At 67.8% G+C, this 15,845-nt stretch carries 14 protein-coding genes and 4 pseudogenes; 7 read left to right on the top strand and 11 right to left on the bottom strand.

Annotation, left to right across the window (positions count from 1 at the left end; genetic code table 11):
- From ABT116_RS29920 to ABT116_RS29910, 3 genes and pseudogenes are all read right to left on the bottom strand, one after another.
- Positions 1-677, bottom strand: a 677-nt coding sequence (locus tag ABT116_RS29920; RefSeq protein ID WP_502983958.1) for an SCO3242 family prenyltransferase, incomplete at its 3' end; no start/stop codon positions are given.
- Positions 674-1,711, bottom strand: a pseudogene (locus ABT116_RS29915) (inositol-3-phosphate synthase); the annotation flags it as partial. The pseudogene ABT116_RS29915 and the gene ABT116_RS29920, both read right to left, overlap by 4 nt.
- A 357-nt stretch (positions 1,712-2,068) precedes the next feature.
- Positions 2,069-2,458 carry a Dabb family protein gene (locus ABT116_RS29910; protein ID WP_351640290.1) on the bottom strand — a complete coding sequence of 130 codons (390 nt, stop codon included), beginning with the start codon at positions 2,456-2,458 and terminating at the stop codon, positions 2,069-2,071.
- Between the two features lie 87 nt (positions 2,459-2,545).
- On the opposite strand from ABT116_RS29910, the gene ABT116_RS29905 reads away from it, so the two are divergent.
- Positions 2,546-3,172, top strand: a complete 627-nt coding sequence (locus tag ABT116_RS29905) for a TetR/AcrR family transcriptional regulator (protein ID WP_351640288.1) — start codon at positions 2,546-2,548, stop codon at positions 3,170-3,172.
- Positions 3,173-3,211: 39 nt separating this feature from the next.
- On the opposite strand, the gene ABT116_RS29900 is transcribed toward ABT116_RS29905, so the two are convergent.
- The 3 genes from ABT116_RS29900 to ABT116_RS29890 all read right to left on the bottom strand — a co-directional run bounded on the left by ABT116_RS29900 (position 3,212) and on the right by ABT116_RS29890 (position 7,698).
- On the bottom strand, positions 3,212-3,991 hold the full coding sequence (locus tag ABT116_RS29900) for a transposase (RefSeq protein WP_351640286.1): 780 nt from the start codon (positions 3,989-3,991) through the stop codon (positions 3,212-3,214).
- Positions 3,992-4,157: 166 nt separating this feature from the next.
- Positions 4,158-4,283, bottom strand: coding sequence for a hypothetical protein (locus tag ABT116_RS29895; RefSeq protein ID WP_351640284.1), 126 nt, complete (start codon positions 4,281-4,283; stop codon positions 4,158-4,160).
- 58 nt (positions 4,284-4,341) lie between these two features.
- On the bottom strand, positions 4,342-7,698 hold the full coding sequence (locus ABT116_RS29890; protein WP_351640291.1) for an RHS repeat-associated core domain-containing protein: 3,357 nt from the start codon (positions 7,696-7,698) through the stop codon (positions 4,342-4,344).
- A gap of 1,091 nt (positions 7,699-8,789) precedes the next feature.
- Here ABT116_RS29890 and ABT116_RS29885 point away from each other — a divergent pair.
- From ABT116_RS29885 to ABT116_RS29865, 5 genes and pseudogenes are all read left to right on the top strand, one after another.
- Positions 8,790-9,197: a hypothetical protein gene (locus tag ABT116_RS29885; RefSeq protein ID WP_351640283.1), complete on the top strand. Its 408-nt coding sequence runs from the start codon at positions 8,790-8,792 to the stop codon at positions 9,195-9,197.
- Positions 9,197-9,847 carry a CATRA conflict system CASPASE/TPR repeat-associated protein gene (locus tag ABT116_RS29880; protein WP_351640281.1) on the top strand — a complete coding sequence of 217 codons (651 nt, stop codon included), beginning with the start codon at positions 9,197-9,199 and terminating at the stop codon, positions 9,845-9,847. The genes ABT116_RS29885 and ABT116_RS29880 overlap by 1 nt, the downstream gene beginning before the upstream one ends.
- 65 nt (positions 9,848-9,912) lie before the next feature.
- Positions 9,913-10,260 (top strand): annotated as a pseudogene (locus ABT116_RS29875) (transposase); the annotation flags it as partial.
- Positions 10,190-10,447: a peptidase inhibitor family I36 protein gene (locus ABT116_RS29870; protein ID WP_351640279.1), complete on the top strand. Its 258-nt coding sequence runs from the start codon at positions 10,190-10,192 to the stop codon at positions 10,445-10,447. The pseudogene ABT116_RS29875 and the gene ABT116_RS29870, both read left to right, overlap by 71 nt.
- 257 nt (positions 10,448-10,704) lie before the next feature.
- On the top strand, positions 10,705-11,952 hold the full coding sequence (locus tag ABT116_RS29865) for an MFS transporter (RefSeq protein ID WP_351640278.1): 1,248 nt from the start codon (positions 10,705-10,707) through the stop codon (positions 11,950-11,952).
- 24 nt (positions 11,953-11,976) lie between these two features.
- On the opposite strand, the gene ABT116_RS29860 is transcribed toward ABT116_RS29865, so the two are convergent.
- The 3 genes from ABT116_RS29860 to ABT116_RS29850 form a co-directional block, all read right to left on the bottom strand.
- A complete protein-coding gene (locus ABT116_RS29860) occupies positions 11,977-12,147 on the bottom strand; it encodes a hypothetical protein (protein ID WP_351640276.1) in 171 nt (56 codons plus the stop codon).
- A 131-nt stretch (positions 12,148-12,278) separates the two neighbouring features.
- Positions 12,279-12,827 (bottom strand): alpha/beta fold hydrolase, encoded by a 549-nt coding sequence (locus tag ABT116_RS29855; RefSeq protein WP_351640274.1) that lies wholly within the window; start codon positions 12,825-12,827, stop codon positions 12,279-12,281.
- Between the two features lie 337 nt (positions 12,828-13,164).
- Positions 13,165-14,169, bottom strand: coding sequence for an NADP-dependent oxidoreductase (locus ABT116_RS29850; protein ID WP_351640273.1), 1,005 nt, complete (start codon positions 14,167-14,169; stop codon positions 13,165-13,167).
- Between the two features lie 157 nt (positions 14,170-14,326).
- Here ABT116_RS29850 and ABT116_RS29840 point away from each other — a divergent pair.
- A pseudogene (locus ABT116_RS29840) lies at positions 14,327-14,836 on the top strand (SDR family NAD(P)-dependent oxidoreductase); the annotation flags it as partial.
- A 68-nt stretch (positions 14,837-14,904) separates the two neighbouring features.
- Here the strand turns inward: ABT116_RS29840 and ABT116_RS29835 are convergent.
- Positions 14,905-15,000, bottom strand: a pseudogene (locus ABT116_RS29835) (alpha/beta fold hydrolase); the annotation flags it as partial.
- A gap of 42 nt (positions 15,001-15,042) precedes the next feature.
- The gene (locus tag ABT116_RS29830; RefSeq protein ID WP_351640271.1) at positions 15,043-15,843 is read right to left on the bottom strand and encodes an RNA polymerase sigma factor SigF; all 801 of its coding nucleotides are present in this window, start codon (positions 15,841-15,843) and stop codon (positions 15,043-15,045) included.
- Between the last annotated feature and the right edge of the window lie 2 nt (positions 15,844-15,845).

The following is a 15,845-nucleotide window of genomic DNA, read 5'->3' as shown; positions in this document are numbered from 1 at the left end:
GTCGTTGCGAGGGCCGCCAGCGGGGGCAGGGGCGATCCGCCCTGTGCTTCCTGGCGGGAGACCGTGGTGACGGCCAGGGTGTGGGTGCCGAGGAGCGCGGCGGAGGGGAGGGCCGGCCGGGTGCTGCCCGTCGTGGCCGCGGCTCCCAGGAGCAGGTCGAGGCCGCGGGCCGTGCCCATGGCCAGGGGCCCCGCGGGCGTGTGCTTCAGGCCGAGGTCGTACGCCCAGACGGTCGCTGCCAGGGGTACGGCGACGGCCAGGGCGGGACGCCCCGCGCGGGCGGCCAGGGCCAGTCCGGCTCCGGTGAGGGCTCCGGCCGCCGTGAGGGCGGCGGCCGGGCGGATGCGGCCGGAGGGCAGGGGGCGGTGCGGGCGTTCGACGGCGTCGATGTGGCGGTCGGCCCAGTCGTTGAGGGCCATGCCGGCCTCGTACAGGCAGAGGGAGGAGGCGATGGCGAGCAGGGTGCGGGAGTTGGCGGGTGCGCCGGTCGCTGCCGTGCCTGCAAGGGCGTCGCCGGGCACGCTGAACAGGGCGGGCAGGCGCAGGAGTTCGGCCCAGGCGCGGCCTCGGTGCGAGCGGCCGGTGTGGGCGCGGGGGGCCGTGGCAGCGGCAGTGTCTCCCGGGGCGGCCGCGGACGTCCCGTCGGGGCATCCGCAAGGGCTCTCGCGCGTCGTCACAGGGCTCCCCCTGTCTCCTCCGTGCCCCGCATCGCCCGGGTGCCGCGGTCCTCTCCGTCGGCATCTTCGAGGCTCCGCCCGAACCGGATCAGTTCGCCGTACTGCTCGGCCAGCCCGGACGGCCCGTCCCCCACCGGGTCCTTGAAGTAGAAGCCGAGAGCGCCGAGCGGGCCGGACACCCCCGCCTCGTGGGCGCGGGCGGTCAGGCGGGCCAGGTCCAGCACCAGGGGTGCGGCCAGGGCCGAGTCGCAGCCCTGCCAGATGGTCTGGAGGATCATGCGGGTGCCGAGGAAGCCGTCGAAGGCGATGTGGTCCCAGGCGGTCTTCCAGTCGCCGAGGGCGGGGACGTCGTCGATGTGGACCTCGCCCTCGGGGACGGTGCCGAGGGTGTCGGCGAGGACACGTTCCTTGCCGGCGTTCTTCGCCGCGGCGGCGGCCGGGTCGGCGAGGGCGGCGCCGTCGCCGCCGCCGAGCAGGTTCGTACCCGACCAGGCCCGGACCGTCAGCGCGCGCTGCGCGAACATCGGGCCGAGGACGGCCCGCAGCAGGGTCTGCCCGGTCTTGCCGTCCCGGCCGGCGTGGGGCAGGCCGCTGCGCTCGGCCTCTCGGGCGGCGGCCGGGTGGTGCATGCCCTCGGAGGGGGTGAAGTTGACGTAGGGGCAGCCGGCGCGCAGGGCGGCCAGGGCGTACAGAGTGCTGGCCGGCAGCGGGGCGTCGGGCCCTTGGGAGGCGGGTTCGGTGGAGGCGACGTTCACCACCACGGCCCGCTCCAGCTCGTGGCGGTGCATGAAGTCGCGCAGGTCGTCGGCGAAGGCCGAGATCAGTTCGGTCTCGCTCCTCGTGTCCCCCGGTGTGGGGCCGCCGGGCCTGATCTCCCGGTCGGCGGCGGCGAGTTCAGCGGCGACGGCGGTTGCCACGCCGGGTGGGAGGACGCCGCCGGCGGTCAGGAACTCGGCGCGTTTGGGCAGGGGGCAGTCGAGGGTGTCGTGGCCGCCGAAGACGAGGTCGGACAGCGCGGGCAGGCCGCTGTCGGCTCTTTGCCCTGGCTCGCGCGCTCACAACCGCCCCGACCCAAAAGAGGACTGTCATAGCGAGAACAGTCAGTCCGCCAGCGACCACGCCCATGATCAGTAGTGCGGCTGAGAATACGACACCGAGCACACCGAAGACATGGGTCGTGATCAACAACCGCCTGGCCAGCGCTTGACGCTGTAGTGATACTCCGACCTGACGCACTCTACGTCTCTTCTCACCGCCATCGGGGTACCGATAGCGACTGGTCTGGCTAAAAGGGAATCTGTAATCTGACTTCCCCCCAGCTAAAGGTTGTCTCGTAACTGCGACTGGGGCGCTGGTGCGGGGACGGTGTCGACTGCTGGCTCCGGGTTCCTTCAGGTCGCCAGCAGCGTGCCGAGTTCGGCTGCCCACTCCGGATAGAGCGCGACCTTCTCCTCATGCAGGGCGAGGATGTCCTGGGCCAGGGTGGGCGTCATGTCGTCGGATAGGTCCGGGCCGATGGCGATCCTGTCCAGGTAGGGCGTGATCTGCGGGTCGCCGGCCAGGTGAACCGGGTCGTGCATGTAGCGCCGCAGGGTCGGCAGGTCGGTGATGCCCACGCAGTAGGCGTGGGTGAAGCCGTCGGAATCGCCGAGGCATTGGCCCACCGTCGAGAACGACACCGACTCGACAGAGGCCGTACGCCGCAGCACCGCGAGTACGCTCTCGCGCTCCTCCTCGGTCGCGGTCTCCTTGAACGTGAAGCGCAGCATGTGGACGATCACGCCTGTCCCACCCCTCCCATTCTCGTGCAGACTGAACCAGCTGGTTCAGTTTTTCGTTCCATTGGGTTCAGTCACTACACTGAACCTATGGGTTCAGAAGTGTCAACCGAGGGCGGGCGTCCTGCCCGTGGACGGATCGAGCGGCGGCAGGCGATCCTGGACGGCGCGTTCGCGGTATTCATGCGACACGGCTACGCCCAGGCGTGCGTGAAGGAGATCGCGCAGGAGGCGGGCGTCGCCAAGCCGACCGTTTACAGTCACCTGAACGACAAGGAGAGCCTCTATCGCGAGGCCGTAATTGCCGCCGCCGACCGGGTTGGTGCACAGAGTCTCGCCGTCGTCGAGCAGCTGCGCGCGGCCGCCGCTGACAGCGACCCGCGCGCGTCACTCACGGCCGCGGCCCACGGCCTGCTCCAGGCTCTCAGCAACGAAGACGCTCGCGCCGTGCGGCAGTTGGCTTGCGCCCAGGCGGCTCAATTCCCCGACCTGGCGGCGAGCGTACGCGAGCGCACAGCCATGCGGGTACGTTCCGCCCTCGCTGATCGCCTGGCCCGCCTGGCTCTCGCCGGCCGCCTGCGCCCGTGCGACCCGGAGCTCGCCGCCGAGCACTTCCTCTCTCTTCTCACCGGCCCGTTGGAGTACCGCCCCGACGCCGCCCCGGACACCGTCGCTGACACTGCGATAGACGTCTTCCTGCGCGCTTACGGAAAGTGACCCCCGACCTCTGCTCAGCCCATCAAAGAGACGCGCCTTTCACTGGTCGAGGGCCAGGTTGTGCATACGTGCGATGCCGCTGGCGGCCCAGTAGACGCCGTCACCGCGGCGACGGCAGTCCCGAAGGATCTTCCAGTTTTTCATCCGGGCGAAGGCGTGCTCGATGCGGGCGCGCACCCGGCGGTGTGAGGCGTTGTGGTCGTCCTTCCAGCCTTCGAGCCGGTCCTGGCCGGCCTTGCGACGGTGCGGGATGAGAGCGCCGGTGCCCTGGTATCCACCGTCGGCGAGGACAGTGGCCCTGCCGCAGGCGCTGTCGATGCCGGACTCGGTGAAGGCAGTGCAGTCGTTGCGGTTACCCGGCAACGGGCGGCCAACGGCCAGCACGAGGCGAGTATCGGCATGCACCAGCACTTGTAGATTCGCCGAGTAGCGGTAGTTCTTCGAGGAGGCCGAGACGCTGCGGTCACGGGTGGGCACCAGGGTGCCATCGACGATGACGACTTCGTCCGCCTTCGGCTTGCGGCGGGCCCGTGCGAGGGCGAGCAGCGGGCTGTGCCGGTCGATGATCCGACCGACCGCTGCTGAGGAGATCCCGAACAACGGCGCTAGCTGCCGCATCGTGAGGTTAGTGCGGTAGTACATCGCCACCAGCAGGACCCGGTCGTCCAGGCCCAATGCCCACGGCCGACCGGGCCGTGATGGCGTAAGAGCGCGTCCGCCCTTGATCCGTACCGCCTGCACCAAACGCTGGAACTGAGCCGGACATAGCCCGGTGAACGCCTCAATAACCGCGGTCCGTTGAGTGGAGAGTACCTGCACGACCAACCCAACGCCGACCAGCTCACCGAGTTACGAGACAACCTTTAGCCGCGTAGCAGCCACGGGGCGAACCCAGCGAGGCACCGACCGCCAATACCCCTGCCGAGGGCGGTCTGGCGCCGACTTACCACGATAGGCATCGTGGCGGCTCGTCGCCGAGCGCACCTCACTTCTGCTGTTTCCGGTAATAGACGATAATGCCGAACACGCACGCGAGGGCGACGAAAAAGATGAGCGGCCCCCACCCTTCAGGAATCCACCATCCTTTACCCTCTGAGGCGACGTGAATCACGATTTCTCCTTGAAGTGAGCGGGGCTGCGTATGGTGACGCCGCCCCGTCTAGAACTGTTTAGGACCAGGCTTGCACAGTTTGTTCCTCTGCGAAGGAACCGGCATACTCGCCGGCCACCATGCAGGGAACAGCAGCAGCCGCTGCTCCAGTGCCTCCCGTGAGGGACCCGGCTACGCCGATGCAGGTTCCCTCGACCGCTTTACCGAAGGCCAGACCGAAGGTGATGCCTGCGGCCCTGCCGAAGTCACCGTCAACGGCCGCATTCCATGCTTTGCCCACGGTTGCGGCATCGTTGCCAAGAGAGATCGCGTCCAGAACCGGCCCGAACGACAGCGTTCCGTTGGGGTCGATGCGGTTGACGGGGTCTCCTTCGGCGTAGAGGTAGGGGTTCTTCTCCTGGCCGGAGGGGTCGGGGCTGGTAAAGCGGCCGATGTTGGGGTCGTAGTAGCGGGCGGCGAAGTGGTACAGCCCGGTCGGGTCCTGGAAGCCGCCGGCGAACCGGTAGGGCTGGGAGACTTCCTCGGTGGTGGTGCCGCGTTCGACGCCGCGGGGGCTGTAGGCGTAGGTGTTCACCTTGGTGCCGCTCTCGTCGGCGAGCGCGACGACGGAGCCGATCGCGTCGGTGAGGTAGTAGTACGACTTGCCCCCGGTCGTCATGGAGTTCAAGGTGCCCCCGGGTTCCCGGTTGAATCCCATGTCAACTCCGGCCGTGGTCTTGGCCGAGAGGCCGAGCGGGCCGTTGTGGAAGAAGGTGTCGCCGAGCTTGATGCGCTCGCTCTGGTCGGTGGAGCCGTACTGGCCGACGTAGGTCTTGCCGGCGACGGTGATCGACGTCAACTGGCTGTAGTCGGACCAGGTCTCGCCGGTTCGGGTGCCCTCGGGGGTGGAGGCGCCTGCGGTCTCGTTGCCGATCTTGTCGTAGGACCAGTTGGCGGTCGAGCCGTTCTTGGCGGTGATCTGCTGTGCGTCGTTGATGGTGTAGGTGGTGCCGCGCGGGCAGCCCTGCTCGACGCCCTGGCTGGTGAGGTTGCCGGCCTGGTCGTAGCAGTACTGCCAGGAGGAGTTGAGCGTGGTGCCCTTCTCCTCCTTGGCGTAGGAGAAGCGGCCTGCGCTGTCGTAGGTGTAGGTGGTCTTCAGGCCGGTGACGGCGTCGGTGCGGGTGCGGATTTTGGTGCCGTCCGTGCCGGCGTTGGAGTAGGAGTAGGCGAGGTCGACCAGGGTGCCCTTGGGCGAGGTCGCCTTGATCTTCTCCGGTCGGCTCGACCTGTCCGGAGTGACCTCCTGGACCGTGCCGCCGGGGTAGGTCGTCGTGGTCCGGAAGTCGTTGGAGTTGTACTTGTACGTGGTGGTCTTGCCGGTCGGGTCCTTCAGCGTGGAGAGTTTGTTGACCTCGTTCCAGGTGTAGTCCGTGACGCCGGCCGGGTCCTCATAGGTGTCGACGTTGCCGGCCGGGGTGTAGGTGAGCTTGGTCTGCGAGCCGTTTTGCAGGGTGCGCACCGCCTCCCTGGACAGCGGGTCGAACTCGTACTCGGTCACGCCGGTGCCGTCGTCGCGCTGTCTGAGGTTGCCGTCGCCGTCGTAGTGGTATCTCACGGTGGCGTTCGTCGAGGACACCAGGACGACGCGGTCCCGGTCGTCGTACTCATAAGTGGTTTTGATGCCACGTCCGTCGGTGACCGTCTCCGGACGGCCCAGCGCGTCGTAGGTGTAGGTGGTTGTGCCCAGCATGGCGGGCGGGGTGACCTTGGCCAAGTTGCCCTTGGTGTCGTAGAGGAACGACGTGGAGACCGACTTGGTCGCCGACATGGCGGTCGTGACCTTGCAGATCTGGCCCTCGAAGCCGTTGCAGGTGGGAGTGGCGGGGTTGTAGTCAAAGGTCCGCTTGCCACCGCCGGTGCCGGTGACGGCGACGGACTTGGTGTTGCCCGCGGTGTCGTAGCTGTAGGTAGTCTTCTCACCGTCGGCGCTGGTCAACGTGGCGGGCAGGTCCGCGCCGGAGATAGTCTGATACCCGGTCAGCGACGCTGTGGCGCCCGTGGGCAGTTCTGCGGAGGTGGGGTTGTTGCGGGAGTCCCAGCCGTAGTCGGTGAGGTTCCCGGTTGCACCGCCGACGCCCATGGCGTCCTCGGCGGTGTCGATGTTGTGGTTGGGATCGAACGTCTGCTTGCGGGAGTGGTTGAGCGCGTCGGTGACCTTGGTGACGCCACCGTCGGCGTTGTGCTCGTACTTGGTTGCGTGCTGCTCCGGGTCGGTGACTGTCGTCGTACCGGCCGCGGACGGGTCCGTGTTCGAGTACGCGTAGGCGTACGTGGGGCCGGTGTGGCCGGAGCCGTTGAAGTCGGTGGCCCGCAGCATGGAACGCACGCGGTTGTGGTCGTCGTAGGTGAAGACCGTGACCCGTCCCTCGGGCGTGGTGATCTTCGTCAGGCGGCGGGAGGAGTCGTAGTCGAAGACGGTCGCCTTGCCCTCGCTGTCCGTGGTCTTCGCCAGGTCGCCGGCCGCGTTGAGGTCGAAGACGGCGGTGCGGCCGGTGTGGTCCTTGGCCTGCCACTGGTTGCCGAAGGTCTTGACCAGGTCGATCCATCGGCCGGAGCGGGTCTCGGTGAGCTTGAAGCCCTTGTGCTCGGCTCCATCATCATGCTGGCCGACAGTGATGGCGCCCTTGTTCTTGTCCGTGACCTTGGTCAGGGTGCCGTGCTGGTTGTAGGTGTCCTTGGAGCCGGTCTTGCGGTCGGTGAGCGTGTAAGTGCCGTCGGCGTTCTTCTTCAGGTCCTTGGAGTAGCCCTTGGGCGTGGTGTAGCTGCCGTCGGCGTTCTCGGTGAAGCGGACCGTGGCACCGGTGGCGTCGTAGAAGACGATCTCGTCGGCGAACAGATGCAGGTAGCGCTCGTACTCCTGCCACCACCGCTGGGACACCTTGCCCCAGGGGGCGTCGAAGGAGTTGTACGTCCGCGCCAGCCGCAGCTTCTGCCCCACGCCGGCGATCTCGAAGTCGGTGGCAGCCAGCATCAGGTTGCCGGTCGAGAGGTTGATGCGGGCCACCAGTGAGTCGGTGATCCGGAACTCGCTGAACTTGTGCCAGGGCACCGAGCCCTGGTCCTCGGGGACGAACACCGTCTCCGCCGCGGCTGCTGCAGCCGCAGACGGCGCCTTCGATGCCTTGGGCGCTTCACCGGTGCGGGAACGCTCCTTCTGCTCGGCCCGCCACGCGGCCTGTTGCTTCGTCGGCTCGGCTTCCGCCTGGCCCGGCACCGGTTTGGTCTCGCCGACCTTCACCGGCGGCACCTGGAAGTCGGTCTTCTTACCCCACACCGACCCGGACCCCGGATCGGCGGGCGACGGGGCAGCGAATACCGGTGCTGCAGGAGCGATCAGCGACAGCGTTGCCAGTGCGGCTACAAGTCCGTAGCGCATTGATCTGCGGGCACGCCAGACGGGCGTGCCGAAAGCACGTGGATGCATGCATTCCCCCCACAGGAAGTCAGATCCGGTAACCCCTTCGGTCACCAGGGCCACACAACCTGTCATGAGACGCACACAAACTGGCCCACTGTGCCCTGAAACTGCCTGCACAAGCGGCACGGAATCAGCCATACCCCTTACGGCCGTATGGGTTGCCGACGCGAAGCAAGGGTCCCAAATCTTTGGACATTACGGGCTTGTCGCGCACCAGTCAGGCTCTGAGGGTCGCCTGCAAGCGCTGATGACCGGCAGTGCTCACTCGCGTGAAATCTCATGCTTTGGCCGCCCCTTGGGCTGCGTCATTCTTCACTTAGGGATGGTATGCCGAGTTTAAAAGTTGTCTCATGGCAACTAGTCTCATTTCCACCGGGTCAGCTCATGCCGTTCACTCGGGACCTTCAACGCTCCCAGAGCCAACCAGGTCGGCACCTTCCAAGGGATGCCAGCCTGAGCATCGTCGCGAGCGCGACGCCGCTGCTACGGCCCTTGAATGCTCCGGCCAAGGCGCACAGCTCACCCTTGGGCAGGGCGTGCGGGTCGCGCAGCGCCGCCCCTGGGGAGCCCGCGTCAGCCGCGTCGGTGCGGCACGCCTTCGTCGCGATCTGCATCAGCCAGTTCCCTGGGAGGCCTGGGCGTGGCAGCTCCCTGTCCTCTGGATGCTCGTGGTCGCCTGCGAGGGGTGGACGCCTGCCGCCGCGAGATGCCCGGCATGCGCGATGGCCACCGTTGACAAAAGTTGTCATGTGACAAGAAACTTTCCCCGACTCCCAGTAGGCTGCGGTTGGTTGTTCTCGACCACTCCTGTCGCTCTTCTTCCATGAGCAACCGGTCATGGCACTGCTTGAGGAGTGTTGGCGTGCCGTCTGGGGTAACCGCGCTCCATCCGCGCGGTGAGAGGTTGTGCGCTCGGCCCGTGCGACCAGGCGGCCGGCGGTGGCTCGTGCCGTCCCCGGCCTGCCTGCTCAACAGTGCACAGTCTTCGCTTATCAGATGGAGGGTCAGTTATGCCGTGGAGGCGGAGACGAAGACGGCCTGAGCCCGTATTGCAGGCAGAGGATGATCTCCTGGCGTTCGAAATCACCCGCGCCGACTTCCAGGCCCTGACCCGAGTGATCGAACATGCCAGGGAGCGCCTGGAGGCGGAAAGCGGCGCAGATCGGCAGACCATTCGCAACGCCAGCGGTGAGGAGTTGCTGCCGTTGCTCTATTCAAGGGCTGGCGCAGCAATCGCCTGCGACGGCGATGGTGTGCCGATGCTGGTCTGCGAGATCCGCCACCTGGACGCTGCAGTGGTCAACCTGGAGTCCTACGGCGGGCACGAGACGATCCTGTGTGAAGGACACACCCTTCTGGAGCGATTCGCTGTGCTCAGCAAACAGACACGGGCAGCGCTGACAGTGGACGGAATACTGAGGCTCCCCCGGTCGACCCCGCAGACACCGTGCGGGTGATGTCTGCGCCAGCCGGTGCTGCCAACATGCGCACTCTGACGGATGCCGCCGGCCTTCCCGCGAGCGACCACGGACCCTTCGCCGAAGACCTCGCGCTGGCGGACTGGTTCGCACAGAGACTGGAAGACAGCCTGGTCTACCTGCAAGCGGACTGCGAACGCGCCCGCGATGCTCTATCGGTCCTGATGGTCGAGACGGAGACCGCACTCCAGCAACGCCGGGAGGTCTCCACGCGTCAGGAGGCGGATCTGCAGCGCCGACAGGGCGAGATCACCCTGCTCCAGAACGCCTTCCTCGGTGCCGTGCTGATGGTGCTCACCGCTGTCCAGGCATTCGCGTACCGGATCCCCTTCCTCCCGCCTCCCGCGGTTCCCGCCCTCATCGCCCTCCTCGGCGCACTCGCCCTCCTGCTGGCCACGCTGGTGCTGTGGCTGGCGACCCCGCAGGAGAACCGCGGACCGGGCAGGTTCGGTGCCCTGTTCGCTGGCCTCGTCAGCGCCTCCGCTGGCTGGCTCGGCGTCACCATGATCGCCCACGCCCTCACTGGCAGGGCATCACCCCTGCCCCTGACATGGGCTGTGGCGGGCCCCTCCTTTGTGTGCGGCTGGCTGTTCATGCGTCGGCGGCTGCGCCGGGAGACCACACGCTGAGCGTCATGGGATGCCCCTCATCCTGCTAGGTCTGTCCGCAAAGTGGCGGCGTCGTTGGTCGGTTCGTGGTGCGTCGTCATGAGCTCACTGATGAGTCGTGGGCGGTGATCGAGCCGTTGCTGGCTCCGCCGCGGATGGGCAGGCCGGTGCGGGATCGCCGTCAGGTGGTCAACGTGATCCTGTGGAAGCTGTCCACGGGAGCGGCCTGGCGGGACGTGCCTGAGCGTTACGGGCCGTGGAAGACGGTCTACGAACGTTTCCGCCGCTGGTCGGCGGACGGCACATGGGACCGGCACCTGGCCCGCCTCCAGCAGCACTGCGATGCTGTGGGCGCCGGAGCGTATGCCCGACTTCGGCGGTCAGCCGTGGGTGCGGCGTGCCGTGGACGGCAGCGTGAAGGACCTGCCGTCGGCGATCCGTGACCGCGGCAGCTCGATTCGCAACAACTCCGACCGCACCGCCCCCGTGTATGAGAAGCGCAATCACAACGGCCGCCACGTGTGCGTCACTCGCAGCGGTGGCTCCGTCCATGACCTGCGCGGCTACAACCTCGACGATCAGACTCGCTCGCTGAAAATCGACCGCAAGAACTGCGGCTGACCACACCCACCGACTGACCCAGGCACCCAGTTCGTACGCAGTAGTCAGCCCCGGCCGGCATCTGAACCAGGCCCGCTTGTCCGCGTGCGGGAGGCGGACCTGGACCTCGGTGCTGTGGATCCGCGGGGTCACGCCTGCCGGGCTGGCGTAGGCGAAGGCGTCGGCCAGGGGTCTACGAGTGGGCAGCCGCTCACCCGGCCGAGTGCCAGTCCTATAACCAGTTGCCGACGTGCCGCCCAGTCCCGACGATCAGGCGCATGTCTGCCGTTCTGGGGCCCCTGCGCCATCGCCCGTTTCGTCATCTCTTCATTGGTACGACGGCCAACCTGCTCGGCAACGGGGTGGCGCCGATCGCGCTGGCCTTCGCCGTGCTCGACGCCACTGGCTCGGTCGGCTCGCTCGGGTTGGTGGTCGGCGCCCACTCTCTCACGAGCATCCTCCTCCTGCTGTTCGGCGGGGTGTTGGCGGACCGGCTGCCGCGCGGTCCGCTGCTGGTCGCCAGCAGCGTGGTCAGCGCCGCGAGCCAGGCCGTGATCGCCGCCCTGGTCCTCACCCACAGCGCCGCCATGCCCCTGCTCATGGTGTTCGCCGCGGTCAATGGGGCGTCGAGTTCCTGCTATCAGCCCGCCGCCCAGGCGCTGCTGCCCCAGACCGTGCCGGCCGAGTCCCGCCGAGCCGCCCTCGCGCTCTCCCGGATCGCGAGCAGCAGCGCGACGATCGTGGGCGCCTCGCTGGGCGGTTTACTGGTCGCCGCGGTCGGCCCCGGCTGGGGACTGGCCGTCGACGCGCTCAGCTTCGGGCTCGCCGCCGCGTCCTTCGCGCTGATCCGCGTCGAGGTCGCGCCGCCCGCTCCCAGTGCCGGTGTGGTGCATGAACTGCGTTTCGGCTGGCGGGAGTTCACCTCCCGCAGCTGGGTGTGGGTGATCGTGGTGGCCTTCTGTTTCCTCAACGCCGGCCTCACCGCCTCGTTCACGGTCCTCGGCCCGGCCGTCGCTGACACCACCGGGATCGGCCGTAGCGGATGGGGCCTGGTCCTCGCCGCGGGCTCACTCGGCGCGGTCGCAGGCGGCGTACTGTCGCTGAGATGGCGGCCCCGGCGCGCGATCCTGGTCGGCTGTGCGCTGATGGGCCTGACGGCGATGACCCCGCTGCTGCTCGCGCTCGCGCCGTACACCTGGGTGCTGGTCGTGGCCAACTTCGTGGCAGGGGTGGGCATCGAACAGGCCGGCGTCGCCTGGTACTCGACCCTCAACGAGCAGATCCCCGAGGACCGCCTCGCCCGCGTCTACGCATATGACGACCTCGGCTCCTACCTCGCGCTCCCGCTCGCCCAGTTCGCCGCCGGACCGGCCGTACTCCTCCTCGGCCTCCACGCCACCCTCTATGCGGCCGCCGCACTCATCCTCCTCGCCACCCTCGCCATGGTCGCCACGCCCTCCATCCGCGCGCTGGCCCCGAAGACCGCAGAACCGCTGTCCCCTTCCGAAGATCCGGTCCCTGGCTGAGCCCGGTGGCCTGTGGTTGCAGGACTAGTGGCCGGTGGTGACGAGGTCTTCGAGCTGGTGGGCGAGTTCGGCGTTGCGGTGGGGGATGGTGCCGAAGCCGTCGATGCGGTCGACGTCCGGCTCCTCCACGGCGTCTCGGACCGCGTCCTTGGGGACGGCAGCCGCGTGGTCGGGCAGGTCGAGGAAGACGGTCAAGGCGCCATCGGGGCCGGCGGCGCTGGTGGTGGTGTCGACGACCTCTTGCGGGACGGGCGCGTACTGACAGGGTTCGCGTTCCAGGGCTTCGATCTGCCTGGCCCCGGGAAGTCGGAGTCGATCGGTGCTGGTTACGGTTCGAGGAATCCGAGCGCCTGTGCGACGAATTCGTCGTGGTACTGGAGGATGCCTCCGTGTCCGGCATCCAGGGAGAGGAGGACGAGTTCGCCTCGGGTCAGGCGCGCGGCCAGGTCGAGTGTGTTCTCGCTTGGCGCCATCCGGGGGCTCTCGCCGTTGACCACCAGGACCGGTTGGCCGATGCGGGACAGGTCGGCCGGCGGATGGAGGCCCCATCGGTGGATGGCCCTCAACTGCGTACGGAACGACGGCAGTGAGATGGCTTTGTCGTGATCGTCTGTGCGTTCCTTCAGCCGTTCCAGGGAGGCGCGTGCTTGTTTTCGGCCGTGGTCGGTGTCGGTGAAGAAGAGGAATTGCTTGGGCTCCTTGCGGGTCAGGAAGCCCTTCAGCATGGCCCGGATGGTGAGTGCGGTGATCTTGTCGATACCGGGGCCCCCTGCGGGGCCGGTGCCGGCGAGGATGACCTTGCGCACCAGCTGCGGTTCCTCTGCCGCGATGACCTGGGCGATGAAGCCGCCCATCGACAGGCCGAGCAGGTCCACCTGCCTGAAGCCCAGGCCGGATGAACAGCATCGCGTCGCGGGCTATTGCCTCGATCGTGTCTGGCGTGGAGCCGCGTGACGCGCCCACCCCGCGGTTGTCGAAGGTGATCACTTGCCGTCGTGCGGCCATTCCGCCGACGACGCGCGGGTCCCGGTTGTCCAGGACCGCGGCCAGGTGATGCAGCAGGATCAGCGGCACGCCGTGACCGGGGCCGAGCTGCCGGTAGACGAAGTCCACGCCACCCACAGAGATCGAGCGGGTCGGCGCGTCCTTGTACGGCGCCGGTGAATGGGAAGGCGAGTGTTGCGGTGTCTCGAGGGGCTTCGTGCGGCTGAGTCACGGCATCGTGATGACGACCTTGCCGGCCTTCGCGCGCCCCTTTTCGACGTACTCCAGGGCTTCTCGGGTCGACTCGAACGGGAAGACGCGGTCGACTACGGGCCGGATCGTGCCGGCATCGACGAGCGCGGTGAGCTCGCGCAGCTGGTCCCCACTGGCCTTCATGAACAAGAACTCGTACGTCACGTGACGCTGCCGGGCACGGCGTCGGATACGGAAGCTCAGCGCGGTCATCACCAACCGGAGAATGGGGTTCGCCCCCAGCTCCCGGGCGAACGCGGCGTCGGGAGGGCCAGCAATGCTGATGGCCTTTCCGCCGGACCGCAGTATCAGCAGGGACTTCTCGAGGTTCTCGCCGCCGAGCGGGTCGAGGACGAGGTCGTAGTCGTGCAGAACCGTCTCGAACGCCTGCTTCTTGTAGTCGATGACGACGTCCGCGCCCAGCTTCTTGACCAGGTCGATGTTGGCCGTGCTCGTGGTCGTCGCCACGTGTGCGCCCAGGTGCTTGGCCAGTTGGATGGCGATGGTGCCCACGCCGCCGGAGCCGGCGTGGATGAGGACCTTCTGGCCCGGCCGCACGTGTGCCCGCTCGACCAGCGCCTGCCACGCGGTCAGGGCGACCAGGGGGAGGGATGCGGCCTCCGTCATGGTGAGTGTGGCCGGTTTGATCGCCACGTCGTCCTGGTGCACCGCAATGAGCTCGGCGAACGTGCCGATCCGGTCCTTGTCGGGGCGCGCGTAGACCTCATGGCCCACTGCGAACCCGGTGACGGCCGCACCGACGGCGACCACGATCCCGGCCAGGTCGTTGCCCAGGATGAACGGGGTCCGGTAGGGCAGGATCGCCTTGAACTCCCCGTCGCGGATCTTGAGGTCGAGCGGATTGACGCTCGCGGCGCGGATCCGGACCAGGACGTCGCCCGCGCCGATCTGCGGGTCCGGGCTCTGACCGGCACGCACGCCGGCCTGGTCGCCGTAGCGTTCGACTTGGAAGGCCTTCATCGTCGTCTCCGTCTCGTAGTTGCGTGCGTGCTCATGCCGGGTTCGGCGCCAGAGCCAGGCTCTGCTTGACGTGCCTGGTGGTGTCGTCGGCGAGGATCTCGAGAAGGCCCTGCGCGATACCGTCCAGGGCCTGGGCGGCGACGTCGGCGGGATCGGCGACATCAACGTCTTCGGCGTCATCCGCATGACGAAGGCCGTCCTGCCCCACATGCGCGCCCAGGGCCGTGGCCGCATCATCAATTTGTCGTCGATCTACGGCTTCATCCCCCAGCCGTACATGTCCGCCTACATCGCGTCCAAGCACGCGGTCGAGGGCTATTCCGAGTCCGTGGACCACGAGGTCCGTGAGTTCGGCGTGCGGGTCCTGCTCGTCGAGCCCGGCGGGACCAACACCGCGTTCGAGGGCAACCTCGTACAGCCCGACACGCCGCTGCCGATCTACGCGCAACAGCGGCGCCTCGTCGACCAAGTGGTCGCCGAGGCGGTCACCGGCGGCGATGCCCCCACCGTCGTCGCCCAGGCCATCGTCACGGCGGCCACCGCACGCAAGCCGCGGCTGCGCTCCACCGCCGGCCCGTTCGCCCGGCGCCTCAGCCTGCTACGCCGCATCGCTCCCACCCGGGTCTTCGACCAGCAGATCCGCAAATTCAACAAACTGGCCGCCTGACACTCAGCACCTGGGGTTTCGTGGTGGGGAGCACGATGTGCTGATCTTCAAGGTTCGCTGGAGCGTCCTGCGCACAGGGTCAGCCGCCACATGTTCTGATCGCAGCCGAACCCATGAGCCAGCACCATCGCCCGCCCTTGCGGGCTGCCGGTGACGGACCGCATCTACAGCGAGCATGACCGGGGTCGTGGTGGCGACCGCCGGGGTCAGCGGTGGGTGAGCATGCCTTCGCGCAGTCGGGCGAGTGTGCGTGACAGGAGGCGGGAGACGTGCATCTGGGACACGCCCAGGCGTTCGCCGATCTGGGCCTGAGTGAGTTCCTCGACGAACCTCATGTGGATGATCTGGCGGTCCCGCTCGTCGAGTTCGGCGATCAGCGGGGCCAGGGTATGAAAGTCCTCCACCAGTTCCAGCGCTTGGTCTTCGGCGCCGATGAAATCCTGCAGGGCGGTTTCGCCGTCCTCGCTGCCACCAATCGCGGCGTCCAGGGAGGAGGAGTTGTAGCCATTGGCGGCCAGACGGGCCTCCCTCACCTCGTCCTCGGGCAGGCTCATCAGCTCCGACAGTTCCTTGACCGTGGGCGTGCGGCCGAGCCGGCTGCGCAGTTCCTCGGTGGCGCGGGCGAGCTGGACGCGGGCTTCCTGCAGCCGGCGCGGCACATGCACAGCCCACGTGGTGTCGCGGAAGAACCTCTTGATTTCTCCCACGATGTAGGGGATCGCGAAGGAGGTGAACTCCACTTCGCGCGTCAACTCGAACCGGTCGATCGCCTTGATCAGCCCGATCATGCCGACCTGGACGATGTCCTCCATCTCCTCCGCACCGCGGCTGCGGAAACGGCCGGCCGCATAGCGCACCAGGGACATGTTCATCTCGATCAGCGTGTTGCGGGCGTAGCTGTACTCGGGCGTGCCCTCTTCCAGGACCGCCAGCTGGTCGAAGAACAGCCTGGAGAGCTCGCGGGCGTCCTTGGGCGCCAGCCGGGAGGGATCAGCGATCTCCGGCAGCT

Origin of the sequence: Streptomyces sp. NPDC002130 (assembly GCF_040296465.1) — a bacterium.
In the GTDB taxonomy this organism is placed as follows: Bacteria; Actinomycetota; Actinomycetes; order Streptomycetales; family Streptomycetaceae; genus Streptomyces.
Note: the sequence above shows the minus strand (reverse complement) of the source record. Positions and strands in the feature narration are given on the sequence as shown.

Bases quoted from the DNA above. Each gene is read 5' to 3' on its own strand.
- ABT116_RS29905 (WP_351640288.1), top strand. From the start codon at position 2,546: ATGGGTTCAGAAGTGTCAACCGAGGGCGGGCGTCCTGCCCGTGGACGG.
- ABT116_RS29890 (WP_351640291.1), bottom strand. From the start codon at position 7,698: ATGCGCTACGGACTTGTAGCCGCACTGGCAACGCTGTCGCTGATCGCT.
- ABT116_RS29880 (WP_351640281.1), top strand. From the start codon at position 9,197: ATGTCTGCGCCAGCCGGTGCTGCCAACATGCGCACTCTGACGGATGCC.
- ABT116_RS29870 (WP_351640279.1), top strand. From the start codon at position 10,190: ATGCCCGACTTCGGCGGTCAGCCGTGGGTGCGGCGTGCCGTGGACGGC.
- ABT116_RS29865 (WP_351640278.1), top strand. From the start codon at position 10,705: ATGTCTGCCGTTCTGGGGCCCCTGCGCCATCGCCCGTTTCGTCATCTC.
- ABT116_RS29850 (WP_351640273.1), bottom strand. From the start codon at position 14,169: ATGAAGGCCTTCCAAGTCGAACGCTACGGCGACCAGGCCGGCGTGCGT.